Source organism: Calothrix sp. NIES-2098 (assembly GCF_963875125.1).
Taxonomy (GTDB): domain Bacteria; phylum Cyanobacteriota; class Cyanobacteriia; order Cyanobacteriales; family Nostocaceae; genus Aulosira.
The window spans coordinates 68,869-91,117 of the sequence record NZ_CAWNKJ010000002.1; the positions used below are offsets into that span (position 1 = coordinate 68,869).

Here is a 22,249-nt window from a genome sequence, read left to right on the forward strand (position 1 = left end):
AATCTCATAAATAAAAATTATGGTGCGAGTTGGTCAAATATCGGGAACCCCAAAAAACTTTCGCACAGTACGCAAAAAAGTTTTGCCCAAAAAACTGGAGAATAATTTAAAATTTAAAAAAGCATCAAAGCGGTATTAACAAATATAAAGTTTTGAATTACCCAATACTACAGAAAGTAACTTTTGCGCTTTTAAAGACTCAAGCGCAGCAGATGATGTCCATGTGTTTCTGGAAGAACAGCCATTACTTGAGTAGCCGTTCATCTTCTACAACAAGGAATTCTGGTAGTGTCGTCATCCGCATTGCTTATTTTAAAACGGTTAATTGGGTAGGTTTTAACTTTTGTAAATATCATCCGGACGCTGTGAAAGTATTTAGAAAGCTACCAAAGAGTGACAGATTATTTTATGGGATAAAGCCTAATCGCTATGCTGCATTCAAAGTTTGGTGCGTTGATTGTCAGCACTTTGAAAAGATAATAAGCTTCCTCAAAAATTACCCAGATATAGAAATTGAATTTGTAATCAGTGAGCCTAGCCAAATACCTGAATTATTCCAACCGCTAAACCTGAAATTCTATGAAAGGAGTGGTTAGTGTTAACAGGAAAGAATACAGAACCACAACAGGCAGTACATTACTTCATGGAAGGATATTACCAGGAAGGTACTTCACGTTGGTCTGGTCAAGGTGCAAAGAAACTGGGATTATCAGGAGCAGTAGATCATCAAGAAACATTTTCTAACATTGTTAATGGGCGATCGCCTGACGGCAGCCAAAACCTCTGTGCCAGGAAGTTGAACTCATCCCAACGTCGCGCCGCAACTGACTTTACCTTCTCTGCACCGAAAAGTGTCAGCCTGCAAGCATTGGTAGGCGGGGATGAAAGACTGATAGCAGCCCATCAGTTAGCAGTAAAGAAGACATTAGAACTGATTGAACAACGTTATAGCTACACCAGAGCCACAACCCAACAGGGGCAACAACTGATTCGGACTAACAACTTAGTAGTCGCGGAATTTGACCATATTGAAACCAGAGAACTAGACCCACATCTGCATACTCATGCTTTAGTCATGAACATGACGCAGTTAGAAAATAGCTCATGGTACAGCCTGTTCAACGATGAGATTTTCAAAAATAAGAAATTTCTCGGCATGGTCTACCAAAATTACCTGGCTCTGGAGGTGGAAAAATTAGGGTATCAGGTAGAACCTAAAAAGCACGGGCAGTTTGAGATTAAGGGCTTTCGAGACGAAGACCTCAAAGAATTCTCCAAACGCAGACAGCAGATATTAAATGCAGCAGGTTCTGATGCAACCTGGGCAGAGCGAGAAGCCGCTTGGACTGCCACCCGTAACAAGAAGCAGAAAATTAATCCGCATGAATTGAAAGCGTCCTGGAAAGAAGAAGCGGCAGCCCTGAGTATCAAGTTTGTGCAGCCAAAGTTGGCACAGCCTCTACTTCAACAGAGGTTAGTAAGTGAAGAGAACGTAGAGGATGCGATCGCTCACTGCTCTGAAAGAAACGTAGCATTCACCCAGGAAGACTTAGAAAAATTCATCCTCAACCAGGGATTAGCCACAGATGTAAGCTTAATTGAGCCATTAATTAAGGCTAACTCTCAATTACTCAGTTTATCACCAGAAAAACGCGACTTTACCACCCTAGCGGCAGTTCATCGAGAATTAGCAACCATTAAATTGATGCAGAAGGGGCAGGGTCAAGTTAGCCCACTGGCCCAAACAGAGGTAGCTTCTAGCCATTTAGAGAAAACTGCTTTAAACCCAGATCAGCGTCGAGCGGTACTAGATACAGCAACCACAACTGACCAATTTACAGCATGGCAAGGGGTAGCTGGTGCTGGTAAGACTTTTGCACTCAAGGAACTAAAAGCGATTGCTGCTGCATCGGGCTACACTATCAAAGGCTTTGCCCCCAGTTCGATGGCGGCTAAGGTTTTGAGTCAAGAGTTGGATATCCAAGCCGAAACTGTTGCTAAATTGTTAGTTTCTGAACCACCCCAAGAAATTGAACCCAATTCTTTTTGGGTAGTGGATGAAACTGGGTTACTCAGTGCTAAAGATGCCCTTGCACTTTTAGAACGGGCCACCTTGGAACAAGCCAGAGTTTTGTTAGTAGGAGACACAAAACAGTTATCAGCCGTAGAAGCTGGCAACCCTTTCAAATCGCTGCAACAGGCAGGAATCAAAACCAGCCACTTAAACGAATCGAATAGACAACGTGCGCCCAAACTCAAATTAGCAGTAGACCTGGTGGCAGAAGGTCGAATTCAAGAGGGATTTGAACGCTTAGATGAAAATGGCTACATCCAGACTGTAACCCCAGAATCCAAAATTGAGGCGATCGCTGCTGACTATATCAAATCCACACCCTCTGAACGAACACGAACCCTAGTATTAGCAGGAACAAACTTTGAACGTTTAGCCATCACCCAAGCCATTCGGGAGCATTTAAAAGCTGAAGGCAGTTTAGGAACCGCGACCAATATCACCCAACTGCAAGCCAAAGACCTCACATCAGTACAAATGCGCTACACACACAACTTTGAGTTGGGTGATATGGTGATGCCCACTCGCAGTTATAAGCGTCGGGGGCTATCCCAGGGTGAGTTGTATGAAGTGGTAGGCAAGGACACCGACCGATTGCTACTAAAGGCTACCGATGGCAAGCAACTTGAAGTAGACACGGGATTTAATAAAGCAGTTTACCAACGACAAAGTATTGAAATAGCTAAGAGCGATCGCTTACGCTGGACAAAAAACGACCGACAATTAGGACGGCGTAACGGTCAGGAGTTTGTCGTTAAAGCCATTGATGGTAATAAAGCTCAAATTGAGTATTTAGATAGTGGTCTAACCGAATCAGTCAACCTGCAACAAGCCCGGCACCTAGATTATGCGATTGTCAGCACTACATATAGTAGCCAAGGGAAAACTGCCGATAGGGTGCTGATAGCTGCTGACCATACCATTGGGCAGGAAAGCTTTTATGTTGCTGTTAGCCGTGCCAGGTATGACTTGAAACTATACACGGAGGATAAAGACAATTTACTAGCCTTGGCGCAGTTGAGTAAGGCTAAAGAAAATGCTCTGGTGCTACTGCGACAGAAGAAATTAGAGAAGCAACACCAGTCAAAACTAGAGAAAGAACAGGTTGCAAATGCTGTAATTGTAGCTAGAAGCCCGGAAGCAAAGGAGAAGGGGAGCGGAGGAGCAGAAGAGCAATCTTACAGTAAACCTTCCCCTCTGCGCCCCAGCACAAGAGCCTCTCTGCCCAATTCTTCCCTTCTACACAAGAGTGCCCTTGTAAAGGAGCCGAATTCTTCTCAAGAGCGCCCTGCCCCTCTGCCCCCCTGCACCCCTGCTCCTCCGCCTCCCGTTCCTACTCAACCGCCTGTTATTAAAAAACCAATCCCAAAAACAGCACAAAGGGAAGTAGCATTTTGGACTCCCGGTAATTTGGGTGAAGCCCCCGAAAGACTAGACTCTCAACACTTGCGAGAATTGGTAGAAGACAGTGCCATTCACCCAGAAATTGCCGCCCTTAACTTCAAAAGTCTGCATCAGACTCAAGATTGGGAACATGAAGCTTGGGAATACCTGATGTACAGCGACAAACTGCCACGCACTAACACAGGCAGGTTGTCCAATGGCACGATCAGCAAATATGCTCACATTGAAGATGGTGGCTGGTGGTGTGATGCTGGCGTTAATCCCAAATCCTTTGCTAACCTACAGCCTGGAGATAAACCTGATAGGAAGTTATGGGGATGCTATAAACCCAATAATCCAAGAGAAAAAGCTGATAAGCCAGGCAAATTCATTAAATATGAGCATCCACCTAAAACTGAACTGAGTATCTTCCTGCTTGATGTGCCGGATGATATTGCAGAACGTATTTATGAAAAATTTGGGGTACAGCCAACCGAAAGCGATCAGAAGAGTGGATTTTGGTACTGTGTTTGGAAACATAATCTCCCAGTCACTATCACTGAGGGAGCGAAGAAAGCTGCCAGTTTGTTGAGCCAGGGACACCCTGCCATTGGACTGCCCGGAATTTACGCCGGTTATCGTAGTAAGGATGATAGCGGTGAAAAGATGAAAGCTAGACTCATGGACGAGTTAGCTGTCTTCGCCACAAAAGAACGGGAAATTACTTTCTGCTTTGACTACGAGACGCGGACTGAAACTCAACGAAATATAGAAATTGCCATCTCGCGCACTGGTAGATTATTGGAGTCACAGGGTGCTAGGGTCAGTGTGGTGACATTGCCAGGCCCTAATAAAGGTGTTGATGATTTGATTGTGGCAATGGAGCCACTAGCATACGAGAAAGCATATTCTGAAGCATCAACCCTCAAAGCATGGCGAGATAACAATAATCAACAGCGTCATGCTTCACCTGCACCACCCAAAAAATTGAGTATTGAAGAACGTAAGCAACGACTGCAACAACGTTTAGAGGAGCAACAAAATCAATCAGCATTCAAGGGAGCAATCAATGAACTAACTAACCAAGAGTTACTGTACTTAGAACAAGCTGTTAATGAATATTTTGCCTTTCCTGTGGCGCAAATACCACCGACAATTAATAAGCAAGCTATTGAAAACCAAATTGACTCCTTAAAACAACAACTTGATAGTTTGTGGATAGAACACAATCAACAAGAAAAGGCTATTAAATCAATGGAGCATTATCCATTTCATAAGTTAAGTGATAAGTATAATAATGCTCTAGATAAGCAGTTAGAAACTATAGAAACTATCAAAGAATTATTTACGCAAAAACAACATCTAGAATCAAGTATCAACCAATGGGAAAACCAGGTTCAAAATCATGAAACCTGGAAGAGAGAGCAGAAAACTATTGAGATGAGTACTATTTATAATTTACTCAAATCACCTCAAATACAAGAGCGACTCACGAGTATTAAAGAGGAGCAGAAACAACAATCAAGAGAAGTTCAAGCTAAGTTGGCTATTTATCGTCAGCCATCTCCACAGTCAAAGCGAGGCTTGAGAAGATGAAGAAGTCAGAGGACAAGAATCAAAATTCACTTCTGCCTCCTGCCCTCTGCCTTTCTTGATAAAGCTAACGTCTTAATTTGGATGATTGTGATTGTGTTTGAGTCTTGGGTTTCAAATAATTATTGACGATTGCTTCTACCTTATTGAGAGACTCAACATCTTTTTCGGTCGCAGCAGTAGTTAAGTCACCCTCTAGCATGACTGGTCTACCATCAATAGAAGTAATGGAAAGATTACTTCCTTGCTGATGAAAGTGAAAACTTTTAGTTTCGTAACTCATAGACCCATCAGAATTAGTCTGACCAAAAAGACGCAGCATGGAATCAACACTTTTAGCAATAGCTTTACCTTTAGCCTCCATAACGCTATCAGTAACTTTTTCAAAATTCTGCTTAAGAGTGTTGGTTGCTGATGAATGTATATCAGCAACGGCTTGAGTTACCTGCTTGTGAACAGTATTGACTTCCTCTGAAACTTTACCTTGGATAGCACCCACAGCAGCTTGGTGACGTTCTACACCCTGTTGAATTTCGTTTTGTACTAGTTCCTTAACTTCACCAAAACCAGATTTGACAACATCAGCTTGTGTTTTCAAATCATTTCTCATAGTCTCCATTTGAGATTGCATTTCTGTCTTCAGAGATTCAATCTGACTGTCGATTTGAGCCTTAATTTTATCTATTTTTGGAGTCAGAGCAGATTGAATTTGAGTTTTAATTTCATCTACTTTAGGAGTCAAAGTAGATTTAACTTGCTCGTACAAGGATGAGGCAGATTTTTTAACATTAGTTTCCAGATTAGTTATCCATTCTTTCAAAGATTGATTCTTGACGAATGGAGTGGTGTGGCTATTAATTGCTTCCAACCCTTTCTGTAGCTGCTCAATCGTTTGATGCTGTGCTTCAAAAGCTGATTTTAAGTTGTTCAATTCAGCAGATAATTTTTGAATCTCTAAAGGAGATTTTTGTGATTGACTACTGAAATTATTAATGACTTTCTGCTGTTCTTCAACCTTTTGCTGTAAAGCATCAACTTGTTTCTGTAACTCTTTAATACTAACGACTGATTGCTTACTAGATTGAGCAACACTAGCGCTAGTACTCAATTTTTGAGAAGTTTTACTAGCCAATCCCAGTTTATCTGTGAGAATTTTTCCATCTTTAGCATGAAAAACTTTGTCCTGACCAATCATAATTCGGACAGAACCTTTCAATTTTGGCGGTTCATTAATAGCTGTATTCAATTGTTCTACTAAATCTGAATTCATCAGATTTACAATGACTTCTCCATGAGAATTAGCCTTATATTGAAGTTCTCTACCTACAAATATTGATACATCCTTGCTGGGAGCTACTCCTTGAAATTCTCCTTTTTCAAGTATCTTTTCTAAGATGTCATTGAGAATTTCTAAATAATCATGCTGTACTTGTTTAGCTTCGGATTTAATTTCATCCATGATTTTCTGCCTTTAAAATTGAATTTAACAATGCAGAGGGTTCAATAACCGCATCTGGTAAAACTACACCACCTAAACGATTGAGTATTTCTTGTCCTTCAACTTGTATATAAGCCCATTGGTCATCAATCTGTACCGCAATAGATTTTCTATTGATATCTAAATCATCGAGCTTGTAATCTTCTAATTGACCATTTAAGATAAACACATGGGGACTGATAGTATTGCCGTAATAAATTTCAATCATTTCTGGTACATAGTTGTCTGGAAATGGTGGTTCATCCCAAAACTCCGCAGCATTAATGATATCAATGCGATATTTTTCAGCTAATGCAGCAACATCTAAGGGAAGTTTTGCTAACAGATGTAATTCATAATTGGAGAAGTTCTTCATCAATTACCTCCTAAACTTCATTTTGCAATGCTTCTTCAGCTTGCTGTTTCTCATCTACTAAAGGCAATAACTTTTCAGCCGAAAATTTTCTAATTTCTAATTCTTCACCAGATGGCTCTTTCAATGTAGATTTGGATATAAATTCCTGCTGGAGTTCATACCACTTTTCTACACTAGCCACCTCGGAATTACGATCGCTTTGTGGTATCCGAATTTGCTCTAAAAGCGGCAACCCCACCTCTTTACCGGAGCGAAACCCAGGACTAACAATAATTGTTCTCCCTTCTGGTAAAGAATTAAATTGGTTCACCTCAAATAAATTCCGGGTACTATTTTGTTCAGAAATTGAGGTACTTGCACCACCTTTACCACCAGAACTGCGCGAACGTTCTCTATGCTTAATTTGTTCGTTACCTAAGAAATTACTAAAACGTTCAGCCGCTACATCATCTTGAGGATTAAAGAAAGCCTTCGTAGCACAACCGCCAAAGATAGCGTTGGTAGTTTCTTTGGAATAAGCCCTTTCAAGCTGTGATAAATTTTGCAATCCCAGTAAACAAATTAAGCCATCCTCCCTATTTTGATTAAGCCAATCTACCAAAGCTGGTAGATATAAAGTTGGTAATTCATCTAGTGCCAATAGCAATGGTTCTGTGCGTTTACCAGCCAAATTACGAGAACATAAAAGATGCAGAATAGACACCAATAAAGGAGAAATCACATCTCGCTTCTCCTTATCCATGCCAAACACCACCATCTTCCGCCCTTTCAAATCCAAGGGAATATTTGTTTGACCACAAAAGCCAGAAAGAGTAGAAGGGGTCATAAAGCGAGTAAATAACCCGCTCGTCGTACCGACAATACTAGCGGCGGTTTCTGGAGAACCAGCCACAGACAGGAATTGGTCAAAAGCAACTTTTACCCAAGGATTTAAAGAAGCTTGTTGAATGCGGTCAATTAATTTAGGCAGACTGAGAATTGCATGGCACATCATAATGTCTGGGAAATCAGTACCTCGTGCCAGCATAAAAATTGCTTGAGCTAACTGATCTCCAGCATTGACAAAGAAACCACCATCCGAGACATCACCACCAGAAGATAATTTAAAATTGCGGTTGAGAACGATCGCTAACTGACGTGCCATCTCTGCATCAGTTTCACTCCGCAGAAAATCCAGGGGATTAGCCACACAGGATTCAGGAAAACCGGGGGCGAGAATAGAAACCTCATACCCATGCATAGCTGCATATCCTGCCAGTTTCGCTGCTTGCCCTTTAGCCCCAGCAGTAGCAGATTCTTGATGAGCATATTTAAAATCGTAGAGAATAATTGGTAGTCCCTGGTCGATAGCAGAACGCACCAAGGGATTAATCATCGAGAAGGTTTTACCTGAACCAGCACCACCGCAAACCAAAATTCCCCGTTGCACATCTGGCAGATAGAGTCGGCTTTTATCTTCAGGAATATTGGTAATACGTTTGTTATCCACAACCTGAGATTTCGTACCCACAGGCGTACCGATGTAGAGAGCTACTCTGTTATGTCTGCGCTCAGTAATTTGTTTGCAAGCCAACTTACGAGCTGCTGTTTTCTCCCTAGCGCCCGCCCATCGCGCCCGTGCTAACTTGTTGGATGCTCCGCGCCCTTCCATAGCTTTCGCTAACATTAGCGCCCCAATACTTACAAGTAATGCCAAACCCATTGGTGAGAAGAAAGCATTGTAAAAGTTTTGAGGAACAAGATTATCTACTGGTTGGGTAGTTTTAGCGATTTTAGCCATCTTCATCCTTTACCTAAAATGACTAAATCATTCTCCTTAACTGGAACCCAAGGGACTGGCCCAATAAAGTAGGGAGTGCAAGATTTACCAGTTCCAAAGAAATTAACGCAAATACGAAAGAATAAACCAAAGTTAGCTGTACCTGTGGACTCATTAACACCTGTAAGGACGACTTTGAAACCAGAACCATAGACCAACCTACCTGTAGGTTCTTTACCACCATTGACACGTTGCAATATGCCAAAACCGCCATCTACCTTTTGTGAGGAACCAGAAGCCCAACGCTTACCGTAAAGATTGCCTTGTTGCCCCGCAATATCCCCCAATTCCAAGTAAGGGCATTCTTGACTCACCCCACAAGCAACAGCAACAGTTTGATTAGAACGAGTTACCTTACCTGATACAAAATAGCTTTCTCTTACCCTAGAATCTCCACGTTCAGATTTACCTAAAACCACAGAAGCAATACCAACTACATCCAACCCTGAATTAATTGGTTGGGGCATTTTATCAAAAGGTACTCTATTTAACCCAGGAACTTGATTAATAAAACTTTGTTGCCAGTTGAGAAATTTACTAATCCTTGTTTCTGTTAATTGCGGAATTGAACTTAACGAATACTTGCTTAAATCTAAATTACCGAGTGGAAAATTACTTGTTTTTGGATAGTCATGTAAAACTTGTGAAATTGTACCATTGGGAGAAATACCCGACTTCTGAAGTAAGTCTTGAATAGGTTTAATTTGACTCACATTAATATTGTTCAAATTGGGAATTGCTTGAACTAATGAACCGATAGTCTGCCACTTCATTAAACCAAAATCTTGTAATGTTAAAGAGTCAATCTGATTTGAGGTTATTTCAGCTATCAGTTTCAAAGTAAATTGACTTTGTGTAAAAGCTTCATCCACATCACCTAACATAACCACAGAATCGATATTCTGTCCGGCTGACCAAGAACGGGAAGGATTATAGCCTAATTTAGCAGCAATATCTGCTGAAACATTGATGTATCCAGGCTCCTGAACTGGATCTAAGCTACTCCAGTTTATCTTTGTCCAATCAGGAGACTTTAATTGATATTTACCAGAAGTATGAGTAACTGTTGGGATTTCTGCAATTGCTATACTTGGTAATTCTAATAGTAAAATAGCAATTAAAGAAACAGAAATTGTTGAGAAAATAGCTTTATTTATAATCACCGCCTTTGCCCCCATTGCATTAATTCATTAAAGAGGTTTTGGGGAATACCTGATAACCTGATAGCTTCCGTTCTGGGTTTACCTTTCCTCAGTAAGCGGATAGTATCTTGTGCTTTCCGCCATTCTACCGACTTAGGTTTAATTGTGCCGTTACCAACTGCAACAGCTAAACCAACGGCAATAGAATTGGCATCATTTCTTAATGATGAAGCATTTAAAACTGGAGAATTATTGTTGGAGAATCTATTTATTGGAGTCGAATTTCGATTTGCAGTATTAGTGCTAGTGTTTAAATTCCTGTTATCTGGCTTTTCAACGGAAAGAGGCTTTGGTCTATCAGAATCTGGTTTGATAATCAGACTTGTGTACTGTGGCTTACCTTTAGCCGGAATTAACTTAAATTGATACTGTTTTTGACCAAGAGAACTATTAGTAATCACTGTCATCACAGTACTACCATCAACAGAAGAAGTTAGAGAAGGAAAATCAATCGGTTTAATCTGCCTCAAAAATAAAACTGTCGCCCCTCCAGTTCCACAATTTTCATCATTTGATGCACCACGCTGACATAAATTGCCATTAGAACTAAGAGCAAAATGCGAAGGGTCTCCCAGCCAAACTTGCTTAATAGTTTCACCTGTAGAGATAAAGTTGATAGTTAGCCCGTAACCACTCCAAACTTTTAAATCAATTCCATTGGAGTTGTGACCTTGGGCATCTTGTGAATATACATTTCTAGCTGGCGGTAGTGCTAAAGATATGCCAGGTGTAGCACTGATAAATAAAGTAGTTATCAGTAATAAACTTAAACGTTTCATATCATAATAGATTGATTCACGAAAACTTGTACTTGCTTACCGGCTTCAATGACAAATACTTGTTGTTGCTGCTGTAGCCCTTGTAATTGCTGCTCATTGGAGTTTTTCATCCTCGACAAAATCTCATTAATACTTCCTTGGGCAAAACCAGCTGCTAAATCTTTCTCACCATTACTTGTAGTCGTAGTAGTCGTACCTAATGAGCTAATTGTTGTTTCGGAATTAGCTCGATTTTGAATTTCAGCAGCCTTAGATAAACCTCCTAGCAGAGATGCCATGAGCGAATTGCCTAAATTACTGCCACCTTTACGAGATTCAGCCTTTAGTAAATTACCGTTTTTACCTAATATCAAAATAGAATTTGGCGGCAGTTGTTTTTCTTGTGTCTGACCATCACTATTAATGAGTGCAGAAACTGCCGTCATCTGAGCTATTTCTGAGTTAGTCGGATTGAGGATAGCAACAACATAAGACCCTTTGGGTAATACTTCCTTACCATCAAAAGCTTTGAGAGGTTCTGATAGTTTAATCAAACAATTTTGTGCTTGCTGCTGATTATTTACGCCACTACCCACCCAAGCAATGGGAGTTTCCATTGTCCCAGCTGCACGAGTCCCAACCAATACCCGTTTGCCATCATAGTTAGTCTGCGGTGACTGAGGTACTTCTTGATTGCGATTAGAAGCACTGGCTGGTTTAACTCCTGTACCTCCTTCCACGCCAGCATTTTTTAAATCTGTCACCTCATTGTTTGATTCTCCACTCCCAGAATCGCTAGAAGCATAATTTCCGATATTGGCTACTGCTAACCATTCCTGCATCGGGTCTTTGGGCGTGGTTTTAACCTTTGGTAATGGGTTGGTATTGCCAACGTTAGATTTTACGGGTTTAGGTTGCGGTGCAGAAGTAGGTACAGAAGCAAGCTGTTTAACTGGGGGAGTAGCTTGATAGCTTGTACTAGGTCTGGTAACTGCAATAGGTGGTGGTGGTGCTTGATAAATTGTTGGCGATCGCGTTATTCTTGGCTGAGTCTTAACACTAACAGTAGCTGTCGGGGTAGTTGTTGGTGATGGCGTGGGTGATACATCCCCATTATCTTTTTTACTAATAGATTGCAATTCACCTTTTTGGGTAGTGATAGCCATAGCGGTTTTGAGATTTCCGTCCTCCGTATCCTTCTCTTGTTCTTTCATCTCTTGGCTAGTTTTTGCACTTTGTTGGGTTTGATTATTGCCCTTTTCATTTAAAGCTCCTGTCAATGTGCCAATCATCGCCCCAAAAATCAGAACTAATAGCAGAACTCCACCAGAAACTGTCAAGCCTTTCAACAAAGGATGTCCCGCTATCGGGCGAGTTGTGACAACTTCTTCTGGTTCCTTTGGTTCCTCAGAGAGGGTTACTTCTATCGATGATGATGAATTTTTTTCAATCTCTACACCATTCATCTGAGCAAATTCTTGGCTACGATTGTTAGATTCTTTATTAGTAGAAGAATTTGAATTTTCAATAACCTGACTTGACATAATATCACCTGCCCAAATCTACGTCTTGGATGCGATAAATTTCCATTCCCGCAATTCTGGCGTTATAAGCTGCTAACTGTTGTTTTGAAGGATTATTCGGTAAAGGAGGAGTATCTACCGCTCTGACAAAAATAGTTTTATTAAAAGAAATTCCTTTACCTGACTGGTCTTTACCTTTAAAAACCACTAAATTGGCAACCATATCTATGCGCCATTGCCCATCTGATAATTTTTGTGGAGGCGCAAGATAGCGCACTACTAGGGCTGATTGTGTATCCCCATTAAATACATCAGATGGCGTTAAAGCTGCTATTTCGCGTAAAAAACTAGCCCGAAAATCTTCTGATAATGCAAATCCTGCATTCCAAGTATTTGTAGTAACTTTTTTATCAGCTATTTGGATACCAGGGTCAATTTTTAAATTTCTGGAATCGAGATTTTCGTCTGATGATTTAGGGAGAGCATTCCAACTCATTAAATTCATCATAGTCCGCCCCACAAAATCCATAATAGCTTGGTCAGTGCGGTCTTTTTCTCCCATCGCAACTGCCCTAATAGAAGTTCCATCTTGCAGTTCAACCAAAGTCGGCTTGCTATTAGAAATCTTCCCTAATCTACTCGAATTAGCGAGAGTAATTAAAAATAAAAATATTAAAATAACAGTTTGTCCTATAGATACCAAAGGAGTAAAATTAATCTCTTTCTTATCCAGTAATCTCATCTGAATACCCTCCCAGAGATTAACCTACCACTACTAGAGAAAGCAGAGAAAACTGCCATCCCTCCACCAGCACCTATCGCGATAGCCAAAATCGGAGAAAGAATTGCTTCTATTAGCTGTAAAAACAAAGGATTATTACTATCTGCATTCACAATTGAACTAGCAGCAATCCCACAAATAATTGAATATGACATCAGTACTAAAGTAAGTGCCAGCCAGCCTGCAATCCAAGCATAGATAGGTTTAGTACCAAAAGGAAAAAGCGAAAGTACTAAAAAGATAGGCGCAATATAAGCATTCAATAAAAATGCTACCTGCACAACATACTGAAACGCTGCTTGTAAACCGCTAAAGATAATCCATGATAAAGCTTGCACCATTGAATTGATAGTTTGACCAGCAATATCTAATGGATTCCAGCTATTTGAATAAGATGGTAATCCATGTTTGTCCCGATATTCTTGAGCTTTTTGTTTGGCTTGATTGATTTTAGTCTCTCGACAAGTTTCTCTGGGATTAATTGGTTGTCCTTGGTCATTTTTACCATTCTCAGGCTCTTTTTCACATTCTTGAAGTTGTGCTTGAACTGAAAGGATAAAAGCCTGATTCATATTGGTACTACGAATCGCATCTCTTAGGCTGATACCGTTGCGCGTAATATTTAGCACCTTATCATTTAAATTAATAGCTGTATTGCGAAACATTAAAGACGTGCTAGCTAGTAATTGTCCATTATTGATTGTCAACATCAAACATACCAATAATGGATATACCATCTCATTTAAAACATCATGGCTCCATCCTTCTTGCATCATGCGTGAATACCAACCTACTGACCAGAAAGAAACAAATACAACACCACATAAAGCGGAGACAGTAACTACTGCTTTATATATTTCACTTTGACCAGTAGCTAAATCCTGCCAATCTTGGTTAAACGAAGATACAACCAATCGTGAACCATTGATAGCACCATCAACGATATCTTCAGCATTAGTATGTCCAGTTACATCTAGTAAGTACCAGAAATTAGTTACATTATTTATCATTTGTTTTTTCCCAAAAACCATCAGCAAATGCAGCTGCATCTAATATTTGTCGAGCGCTAGAATTACTATTAGCTTGCTCTTTCTTTGCTTGTTGATCTAACCTACTAGAGATATCACTCAAATTAATGTTCGCGGCTGATAAAGCTCTAGTTTGTTTTTGGGCTTCACTATGAATCGATTTAGTAATAATTGTGGTTTGCAGATTCTGCACTGCCATTTTTTTGAGAATGTCTTGAGTAATCACATCATTTTGAACCTCATCTGCGTTATTAGATGAAGTTGCCAAAGCCTGATTAGACATTTCACCCTCTTTGGCTTGAGTTTTCTGTCCTTCTCTACCCAAAACCGATTCAGCCAGCCCATAAGTATAAGATTGATGCCAGTTTCTTTGAGCATTATCACCTTGGGTTTGTGAATCAGTTTGCACTAAATCAGTATCTTGTTCTTGAATAACAATCTTAATTTTTTTACCAGCTTTTAAGGGGTCAGGTATCCCTAAATCTCCCACTGTAGAACTGATAGCTTCGTTTAAATCTGCGTTCAATTCTTGCCACTGCTGGCTGAATTCTTGTTTGTACTGCTCAATAGAGGTTTTTAGGCTCACAAGAACCTGTTGGAGTTGATTGAGAAAAGATGCTCCAGCTCTAGCTGGTAAAGCTGAAAATACAATCAATAGAACTATTAAGCTACTAAAAACTGCTAAACGGCGGCAGATAAGGGCTAATGTCAAGTTTTTGATTGGTCTCATATAAATTATCCAGTGGAACTATAAAAGTTTTAGGAGAGCAAGCAGATATTACCTCTGCGTTATTTCCTAAGAGTTTTTTTCCAGTTACCATTAATGGTTCTGGTGGATATTTAGCTAGTTGTCTAGATAATCTTTCAAATAAACTACCTTCATACCTGGGAGTTTCAGGTATTAAATGCATGGGTTTGTTATACATTAATATGTATTCTTTTTCTGTTTGAAAATTAGTTGTAATCCCAGGCTTTTCTAATTTAATTTTTAACGGTGATTGTGTTTTATGTGCATAATATTCAGCTTGCAGAAATCGATTACTCTGTACATAGCGGTCAGCCGTAGCTAAACGTTGCTTGCAAGCTTCTTCTTTCTGCGCGATATATTTTTCATGTTGTGCCTGATTCCATTTCCAAACTTCAAATGATGCCCATGCTGCTACAACTCCTAAAATTGCTAGCAAGACTTTATATTGTGCTAATCCAGTAACAAATTCTAACTTTTTCATAGAGGCTTACCCTGTTTAATGCAATCCACGTAATACTTAGAAAACTCCGCAACCCATTGAAATTTATCTGCATACATAGCTTTAAATCGGTCACGGGCTGCTTGCTCCTCCCGACTATTTGCCACCAACGCCAACATTGAGTAACAAGGATAGTAACGACAGCGAATATATTTGTTGTTGTAATCCAACAGCCAGAGCGTATATAACTGCTTAATATTGGGGCGAAAGCTTTCATTTTTCTCAATAATTTCTTGAGGAATTCCCAAATGTTCTGAAAAACTCTTAGCAGCCCCAGGTACTATCCGCCCAATCAAACGACAGGGCATATTTTGTAAAATCTGCTCCCCAGCTTCGGAATTAGCAATCGACAGAATATCTTGTCCTGCCAGCATAACTCGACAACCTGACTTGCGCGCCGTAGCACATTTACGACCTACCAACCGCGATAAAGCAGCGAACCGCAACAGCACACTGCTTTCATCCATGAAGAACGCGCTATTGGGTGCTGAGAGCGATTGGCGAGATGCGGCGATATATGCAGACATCCCGAAAACCTCTGCATCCTTACTAGATTGCAGATTTGTCAGCGCAAAGGTAATTAACTTAGCATCAGTATCAAAAGTTGAAGGACGGCAAATTGCATTGCCGATACTGCTATTTTTCCAATATTGAAAGCGCAGCCGGATATAATTAAGCGCTCGCTCCACATTCTCATCTTCATATCCCAGGCTGATATGCTCCTTGTCAAAGAAATGTTCCATATCTGCTAACGTTGGGGTATTCTCCCAAGCCGCAGAACCCAATCCTTCTTCTTTAGCTAAAGCAAAACGTCTTTGGATATCAGGATCGTCGTAAAAAGCCTTTGTCCCTAGGGGAATCAAAGACTCGATTGTTTGGGACAAGAAGCCGTCAAAAGTCTGCGAACCCAAAACTAATTGCAGAACAATTAAGTTCACATCATTCCTGTGCGCCTTAGCTCGTTCTTCCCTTTGCTCTACAGGGATTTTTGATAAGTCCAAAGGTTGCACCAAATTATTGGACTCCTTGGAGATATCAAAGTAAAAGCCATTGTGATAAGGTGTGTAGTCGCCAAACGTACCTGTACCATCATCATTGGGTAGGTCAATCATCAAAACACTCATATCCTGAGCTTGGCACTCGGCAATGATGGATGAGACTAAAACAGACTTACCTGAGCCGGTTGTACCCAGAATCAAGATATTTTTGGTTTTTGAGAGGTCAATTTTGACTGGTGAATCCCCTTCATCTGCAATCAACTCAAACCCTTGCATATCTGCGGGACTATTCTGCACTATATTGGTCAGTCCCAGAATTTCGCTAGCAAAGAAAGTTTGCCGCCGATTGTACGGACGCATCAGAATTGGTTCTAGCCTGATTAACAAAGTCTGCAACCAGATTAACCAAGCATATTCCACTTCACGGGTAAGTTCTGTCGGTTGGGAAATATAACCAGAAATCAGTCTGCAAGCATCATCTATTTCCTCTGCTGTATCTCGATAAACCAGCACTACCAAGCTTAAATTGAGTGGCACATCTCCTGTATACAGTTGTCTTTGTGCTTCCACTGACCTTTCTACATTAATTTGGGCAGAAACATCAATGGATTTTTTCTGCTGCACATTTAAATCTAACGCCCTAGAGCGTTTAGTAATCATCTGCTGGGCCGCACGGGTAATTCCTCGGTCAGCTGGGGAAAATTCTGTAATGATTTCCACATCAAAAATGTTGTGGCGCGAAAATAAATCCCATAAGAAACGAATTTGATGTCTGGTAGAAGCAAAGATTTCTGGTTTGCGGCTCAGTACCATTACGCCAACATACTTCTTCTCATCACCATTTGGTAAGCAAATCCAGCGCTTATCTGCAAAAGGTACACCATTGTTGAGGATGATAGAAGTTAGATGAGGTTGATTGATGATTTCGATTGGTTTATCAAACAAAGCTTTTTCATCAATTTCTTCTCGAATACCTTGCTCATCAAATACCAAAGTGTGCGGAATGATGACTTCTTTAGCTCCAATATTTTTACAAAGCTCTTGCCATAAATCTTTATCTGTTTTCGGCTGAGGATTTAACCCCATCTCTGCAAGAATCTGCTGGTATCTTAATGAAGCTTCTAGGGCTTTCGTTAATATTTGCGTTAATCTTTTCAGGGTTAATTGATTCACGCCAGAATCTGTAAATCTGCGTTGTAAGAAATTAGCCAGTTTCACCAAAAACTTATCTACTGGGTCTGAGGTTTCTAAAGATTCAGAAGCTATGGTAAATGACCAATAAATATTGAGTTTGATGTTCTTCCGGGCTTTTTCTTTGGTGAGCTTTTGTGTGCGGGCAAGTCTTCCCCAGTCTAAGAATTCGCACTCTAGAGAAGCTGGATTATTTAGGCGCTGCATCAAATATTCTGCACTATCGCTATCATCACAGAAAGAACTCCATCTAAACGTGATTTTTTCTCTTTGTGGTATTTCTTTACAGCCATTTTCAAAAGCTTTGGCTACTGCTTCTATCTCTTGTGCAGAGTTGAATAAAGGATGAATTCCCGTGCAAGAATAACCAAAGATTAATTGCAGAGTATTACTACTCTCAGTTAGATGCTTTTTACTGAGTAGATAAGCTCCAATAATGTATGAATCTTTTTTGAGTCTGACTATTGTAGTTAAATCCAACCAATCTTCAAATGGATTGAGAGTTTTTGGTTGAGATGAGCGAGTCAATTTGACTTTTCGCTTTCCAACTTTTTTCTTGTGCTGTGCCTGAGTGTAGGTGGCATATCCTCTTGTCCATCTGGGAAGAATTGGGGAAATTTTAGACCAATAAAGATATGGTTTATCTCCTGAGAGTAGGGCGATTGAGAAACTTGCCCAAAATGCCAAACCTAAGCCCCAAAAGATATCTAATCCTATGAGTAGGCACAATAGTACAAAAACTAGGCAAAATACCAGGGCGAAAATTACGAACTGTCTGCCTGTAAATGGGCCAAATTTGGGACTTTCACCTAAGCTCTGATTGACTTTGATAATCTCTTCTTTCATAGAACTTTCAGCAGGATTCCGTCAATCGATTTGATATAAGGATTCAGGAGTCAGAATTCAGGAGTCAGAAGGGTTAAAGAATGAGGAGAAATGTTTGATGAATTAATTTACTAATCTATTAGATTAACTCTAAATTCTGACTTCTGGCTCCTGGGTGCTGAATTCTTATAATTTGGAATTGTAGATGTCCGGATTGAAGAAAAGAAGAATTCTTCAATCAAAATTGAAAATCTAAAATTCCGTGCAGAATGACTAGAATTTAACTCTAAGTCCAATATCTGCGTCTGAATTTTTATTCCACTTCTGGATTTAATACGTCAAGTGCAGGATGCATTATTACCAAATAACAACGACTGAAATACCACGATAAATATTACGGATATGAATGTGAAGATGGGTTGCTGGATGACGTTACTTACTTCCTCTCCACGCCCGTATGCGGCAACTCCTTGGTAAACAGAAAAGCAGAAGTAACCAAACAAAACGATAGTCAAAGATGTAAATAGAATTACTGGCAGATTAGTCAGAACTGCATTACTAATAGTTCCACCACCTGAAGCACTAGTAATCACACAGGTCATTGCTTTTTGGGCATTAGAAAATATTGAATCTGCTCTAGCTGCTCTTGATTGCAATGCAACAGAAAGTGTGGTGGCGACTGAAACTAATTGCCAGCGTACTGGAAATAATCTCTCAAGTAAGTTTTTTGTGGCTGGATTAATTCTTGCTTTACTATCTACTTGCATGGATGCTGATGTAGATTTTTTAAGCAAAGCTAAAGCCACAGGGGGTGTTTTTCTTTGCATAATGAATGCCAAAGATTACAAAAGGTATTTAATGGTTATTTGTCAGGTTGCTGCCTTTAATTGAAGACTATTACGAGGGGTTTCCCCTCTAGTATTGGAGAAATATTGATTATGAGCGTTGGTTATTAACCTTGATAACTAACAAGAGTTAAAAAATACCAGAATGCAATAATTTTAGACTTCTTCGTGAGCCTCAACCGAAATATTTTAGATTGGAATACTCTAATTCAAAATCTAAAATTCGCTAATTTTAGATGCCTTTACCCTGACAGTCCTTTGCTTCAATGAATTCCTATAGGAAGGAATAAAGCCTTTGTGGTAAGAAGCATAATTATTTTGCAAAGGAACAATAAAAAAACTGTAGTCCAAGTTACCTGGTATAAACACAGCTTGCAAAATTAATTCTACTTTCTATATATTTATTTACTAACAAAATTTCTATAATCAAGGTTTTTACTACTTTGACAGCTTGACTCAATAATATATTTATGTATTGAACAAGACATTATATTGTGTTTTGTAAACCAATGAATATTTATGATAAAAATATGTATTAAAAATACATATACTACTTCGCCACATAGATACCCATAGTCAACCCCGATCGATCAATGGTGAAACATGTCCAAATTCATAATTTTGATGTCTTCAATTAGTACACAGTCGATCAAGCGTGTTTTTTTATGCATCATTTAGTACACTATTAGTTTATAGTGTGTTAACTAATAGCTGATAGTGTATAGAAAAACTAATAGTTAACCCTTTACTCTAGGAAGTGATAATGTGATGAATACCAGAATGCGAATTAGACAGGTCAAAGAAGTTGAAATTGAAGGGTTAGGAGAGCGGATCAAGCAAGCTCGATTTAATTGCAGTAAGTCTCTCGAGCAAATATGTGATGAGGTTGGTGTATCGCGCACTTACTGGTACGACATTGAAAAAGAAACTCTTAAAGGAGCCCTTTCAATTGAGAATCTTCGCAAAATCGAACAAGTGTTGAGTGTAGACTTTGGTGTAACTCTTTTTGGCGAAAGTAATGTTTAATTACACCGATATTCATCCTATGCTGCTACTTTCAATTTCTTGACTGGAGTCATTGCAACTATCTAGCTCGTAGAGGATTGATTTGCAATCGACCTTAAACTCACATCATCAAAGTATAAGAGATGGGAAATCATGAACAAACCATCCTCTAATGACTCAGAAATACCTGCAACAGAGGCAACTAAGGATATCTCCCATCAAACAGATTCAGTTTCAGCAACTATTACAGTGATGGCTGTGGAAATTTCTGAACTGACACAGGAAGAACAGCGAGATCGTCTCCACTTAGAACGGAAGGTAGAAAGAGCATTTTTTGAAGCAGGTAAGGCATTGATGGAGTTGCGAGATCGCAGGCTATACCGCTCGACTCATAAAACTTTCGAGGATTATTGCCGTGATAGATTTGGTCATAGTCGCCAAAAGTCAAATTACTTGATTGCGGCAGCTGATGTCTACGAAAATTTGACAACAATTTGTTGTCAAAATTCGCCAGATCGAGATTTGACAACAAATGAATCACAAATTCTGCCGACAACTGAGGGGCAAGTCCGACCCATTACAAAGCTAAAACCGCAGGAACAGTGGGAAGTATGGCAGAGTGCAGTACAACAAGCAGGTGGTAAAGTGCCGACTGGTAGAATCGTGAAGGATGTTTTACAACGCATCATGGAACGTACCAAAGTACCAAACACCTACTTTGTTGGCGAAGTCTGCCAAATCCTAACTAAGGATAATCCAGAACTTAGAGGTAAAGGTGGCTGTTGGGCAATTGTCACTCAAGTCAACGAATTTAGTTGTACCGTGAGAATGTGGGATGCAGAGTATACCATTGGGTTGAAGCATTTAAAATCCTTCAATTACTTGCCTGATGATTGTCAGCAGATGCAACTCATATGCGGTCGCATTAGTCGAGTGTATTCCAGTACCTTAGAGGAATCAGTGCAAAAATTTCTGGAGTATTTGGGAAAAGTGAACCGTCCTTATTTAACTTCTTTGGAAGAGAAATTGTTGCGTGTATTAGAGTCAGAAATTCTCCCCTAAAGGTTTCGGGACTGTCAAAACTTTCACCAGTATGGATTTACTCCGAATAAAAAAATATTGATTTGACAAATTATAGCTCACAACGATGCGCAACAGGCGGCTTTCATACTTGCAACAAAATCGGCAACACGGAAGAGATCGGCGAGTTTTAATACTGTCCAGGAGCAATTCATGTTACTCTAGCGAAAGCAATGATACCCAGAAATGGTCTTCGTCGATGTTTGAAGGAGGTTAAACCGACAAAAGCAATATATTGAGATAACCAGAATGTGAGGGGAGTCGTTAGAAAACAGGATTGGTGTCCGAAGGACTTGGCGGTCAAGAAAACACCAAAATTGTTTAGAGCCTAACGATACCTTACGACCGACCCCTGTTGCCAATATTAGCATATAGGGGATGGAGTAGTATGCCTTTTTTTAGACAAATAGCAAAAAAGGCATCTAGCGCTACAATTTCTCCCAACTCTAGCCCGACTGTAGGTGAAAAACATTTTGATAGCTAGATTATCTAGTTACCAGTCACAAATAGTTTAGGAAGAAATTTCTCGGCTAGATGCCTCTTATATGAGGATAATGTCGTGAATACTCAAATTTTCCAGCTAAAAGCTGTTTTGTTTGGCTTTGAAATCAAGCATAGGACTGATTTTTGGTTTTTTGACTGTCAACCCCCAAAGCATTGCCTAATCGCTTAGGAGTTTTGGCAAGTCACTTAAAAAGAAATCGGTTAGCTGCCCACACGCCAGACCTATGCTAAGCGGTTAACAACTAACCGTAACAAACATTAAAGTAATTTCAATGTAACAATGTCTGCGTCATAAAGGCAAAGTAAGCGCAACACCGAATCAAGTGCATCACAGAATATCAAACTAACTTCTTAAGTTTCGTTACTCAAAATTTCAGCCTTTTCAGGAACGAAACTGCTTTGTTAAAAGATTGAAATCTTGTTATTAAGGGAGTTGGAATGAAGTTGTTAGCTGTTGGTAACACTTGATATGAACACCGCTACTTTCGCCTTCGAGAGTCAGGGTAGGGGGCTTTTCAACAGTAGGTATTTAGGTTGACGACA

The 22,249-nt window shown here is 39.9% G+C and carries 16 protein-coding genes; 4 read left to right on the plus strand and 12 right to left on the minus strand.

What is annotated here, in order from left to right; translation table 11 throughout:
• Nucleotides 1-152 precede the first annotated feature (152 nt).
• The gene (locus AACU33_RS36675; protein WP_339376558.1) at nucleotides 153-596 is read left to right on the plus strand and encodes a hypothetical protein; all 444 of its coding nucleotides are present in this window, start codon (nucleotides 153-155) and stop codon (nucleotides 594-596) included.
• The gene (gene mobF / locus AACU33_RS36680) at nucleotides 596-5,050 is read left to right on the plus strand and encodes a MobF family relaxase (protein ID WP_096595600.1); all 4,455 of its coding nucleotides are present in this window, start codon (nucleotides 596-598) and stop codon (nucleotides 5,048-5,050) included. Before AACU33_RS36675 ends, mobF begins: the two co-directional genes overlap by 1 nt.
• Before the next feature lie 64 nt (nucleotides 5,051-5,114).
• Here the strand turns inward: mobF and AACU33_RS36685 are convergent, their stop codons facing one another.
• From AACU33_RS36685 to AACU33_RS36740, 12 genes are all read right to left on the minus strand, one after another.
• Nucleotides 5,115-6,506 (minus strand): hypothetical protein, encoded by a 1,392-nt coding sequence (locus AACU33_RS36685; RefSeq protein WP_339376559.1) that lies wholly within the window; start codon nucleotides 6,504-6,506, stop codon nucleotides 5,115-5,117.
• The gene (locus AACU33_RS36690; RefSeq protein ID WP_096595602.1) at nucleotides 6,499-6,900 is read right to left on the minus strand and encodes a hypothetical protein; all 402 of its coding nucleotides are present in this window, start codon (nucleotides 6,898-6,900) and stop codon (nucleotides 6,499-6,501) included. Before AACU33_RS36690 ends, AACU33_RS36685 begins: the two co-directional genes overlap by 8 nt.
• Before the next feature lie 10 nt (nucleotides 6,901-6,910).
• Nucleotides 6,911-8,680, minus strand: coding sequence for a type IV secretory system conjugative DNA transfer family protein (locus AACU33_RS36695; RefSeq protein ID WP_096595604.1), 1,770 nt, complete (start codon nucleotides 8,678-8,680; stop codon nucleotides 6,911-6,913).
• Nucleotides 8,681-8,682: 2 nt separating this feature from the next.
• On the minus strand, nucleotides 8,683-9,882 hold the full coding sequence (locus tag AACU33_RS36700) for a hypothetical protein (protein ID WP_339376560.1): 1,200 nt from the start codon (nucleotides 9,880-9,882) through the stop codon (nucleotides 8,683-8,685).
• Nucleotides 9,879-10,700, minus strand: a complete 822-nt coding sequence (locus AACU33_RS36705) for a hypothetical protein (protein WP_096595606.1) — start codon at nucleotides 10,698-10,700, stop codon at nucleotides 9,879-9,881. The genes AACU33_RS36700 and AACU33_RS36705 overlap by 4 nt, the downstream gene beginning before the upstream one ends.
• Entirely contained in the window at nucleotides 10,697-12,223 is a 1,527-nt protein-coding gene (locus AACU33_RS36710; protein ID WP_096595608.1) for a TrbI/VirB10 family protein, read from the minus strand. Before AACU33_RS36710 ends, AACU33_RS36705 begins: the two co-directional genes overlap by 4 nt.
• A gap of 4 nt (nucleotides 12,224-12,227) precedes the next feature.
• Entirely contained in the window at nucleotides 12,228-12,944 is a 717-nt protein-coding gene (locus AACU33_RS36715; RefSeq protein ID WP_339376561.1) for a hypothetical protein, read from the minus strand.
• Nucleotides 12,941-13,993 (minus strand): type IV secretion system protein, encoded by a 1,053-nt coding sequence (locus tag AACU33_RS36720; RefSeq protein WP_096595612.1) that lies wholly within the window; start codon nucleotides 13,991-13,993, stop codon nucleotides 12,941-12,943. Before AACU33_RS36720 ends, AACU33_RS36715 begins: the two co-directional genes overlap by 4 nt.
• Nucleotides 13,983-14,741 (minus strand): hypothetical protein, encoded by a 759-nt coding sequence (locus AACU33_RS36725; protein ID WP_339376562.1) that lies wholly within the window; start codon nucleotides 14,739-14,741, stop codon nucleotides 13,983-13,985. Before AACU33_RS36725 ends, AACU33_RS36720 begins: the two co-directional genes overlap by 11 nt.
• Nucleotides 14,683-15,240: a hypothetical protein gene (locus AACU33_RS36730; protein WP_096595614.1), complete on the minus strand. Its 558-nt coding sequence runs from the start codon at nucleotides 15,238-15,240 to the stop codon at nucleotides 14,683-14,685. Before AACU33_RS36730 ends, AACU33_RS36725 begins: the two co-directional genes overlap by 59 nt.
• Nucleotides 15,237-18,293 (minus strand): helicase HerA domain-containing protein, encoded by a 3,057-nt coding sequence (locus tag AACU33_RS36735; protein WP_096595616.1) that lies wholly within the window; start codon nucleotides 18,291-18,293, stop codon nucleotides 15,237-15,239. Before AACU33_RS36735 ends, AACU33_RS36730 begins: the two co-directional genes overlap by 4 nt.
• Before the next feature lie 317 nt (nucleotides 18,294-18,610).
• Nucleotides 18,611-19,099 carry a hypothetical protein gene (locus AACU33_RS36740; RefSeq protein ID WP_096595618.1) on the minus strand — a complete coding sequence of 163 codons (489 nt, stop codon included), beginning with the start codon at nucleotides 19,097-19,099 and terminating at the stop codon, nucleotides 18,611-18,613.
• A 798-nt stretch (nucleotides 19,100-19,897) separates the two neighbouring features.
• On the opposite strand from AACU33_RS36740, the gene AACU33_RS36745 reads away from it, so the two are divergent.
• Complete coding sequence (locus AACU33_RS36745; RefSeq protein WP_096595845.1) at nucleotides 19,898-20,143, plus strand: helix-turn-helix domain-containing protein; 246 nt, start codon at nucleotides 19,898-19,900, stop codon at nucleotides 20,141-20,143.
• 132 nt (nucleotides 20,144-20,275) lie between these two features.
• Nucleotides 20,276-21,184: a hypothetical protein gene (locus AACU33_RS36750; protein ID WP_096595620.1), complete on the plus strand. Its 909-nt coding sequence runs from the start codon at nucleotides 20,276-20,278 to the stop codon at nucleotides 21,182-21,184.
• Nucleotides 21,185-22,249 lie beyond the last annotated feature (1,065 nt).

Coding starts and splice junctions, on each gene's coding strand:
- AACU33_RS36685 (WP_339376559.1), bottom strand. CDS start 6,506: ATGGATGAAATTAAATCCGAAGCTAAACAAGTACAGCATGATTATTTA.
- AACU33_RS36690 (WP_096595602.1), bottom strand. CDS start 6,900: ATGAAGAACTTCTCCAATTATGAATTACATCTGTTAGCAAAACTTCCC.
- AACU33_RS36695 (WP_096595604.1), bottom strand. CDS start 8,680: ATGGCTAAAATCGCTAAAACTACCCAACCAGTAGATAATCTTGTTCCT.
- AACU33_RS36705 (WP_096595606.1), bottom strand. CDS start 10,700: ATGAAACGTTTAAGTTTATTACTGATAACTACTTTATTTATCAGTGCT.
- AACU33_RS36710 (WP_096595608.1), bottom strand. CDS start 12,223: ATGTCAAGTCAGGTTATTGAAAATTCAAATTCTTCTACTAATAAAGAA.
- AACU33_RS36715 (WP_339376561.1), bottom strand. CDS start 12,944: ATGAGATTACTGGATAAGAAAGAGATTAATTTTACTCCTTTGGTATCT.
- AACU33_RS36720 (WP_096595612.1), bottom strand. CDS start 13,993: ATGATAAATAATGTAACTAATTTCTGGTACTTACTAGATGTAACTGGA.
- AACU33_RS36725 (WP_339376562.1), bottom strand. CDS start 14,741: ATGAGACCAATCAAAAACTTGACATTAGCCCTTATCTGCCGCCGTTTA.
- AACU33_RS36730 (WP_096595614.1), bottom strand. CDS start 15,240: ATGAAAAAGTTAGAATTTGTTACTGGATTAGCACAATATAAAGTCTTG.
- AACU33_RS36735 (WP_096595616.1), bottom strand. CDS start 18,293: ATGAAAGAAGAGATTATCAAAGTCAATCAGAGCTTAGGTGAAAGTCCC.
- AACU33_RS36740 (WP_096595618.1), bottom strand. CDS start 19,099: ATGCAAAGAAAAACACCCCCTGTGGCTTTAGCTTTGCTTAAAAAATCT.
- AACU33_RS36745 (WP_096595845.1), top strand. CDS start 19,898: ATGCGAATTAGACAGGTCAAAGAAGTTGAAATTGAAGGGTTAGGAGAG.
- AACU33_RS36750 (WP_096595620.1), top strand. CDS start 20,276: ATGAACAAACCATCCTCTAATGACTCAGAAATACCTGCAACAGAGGCA.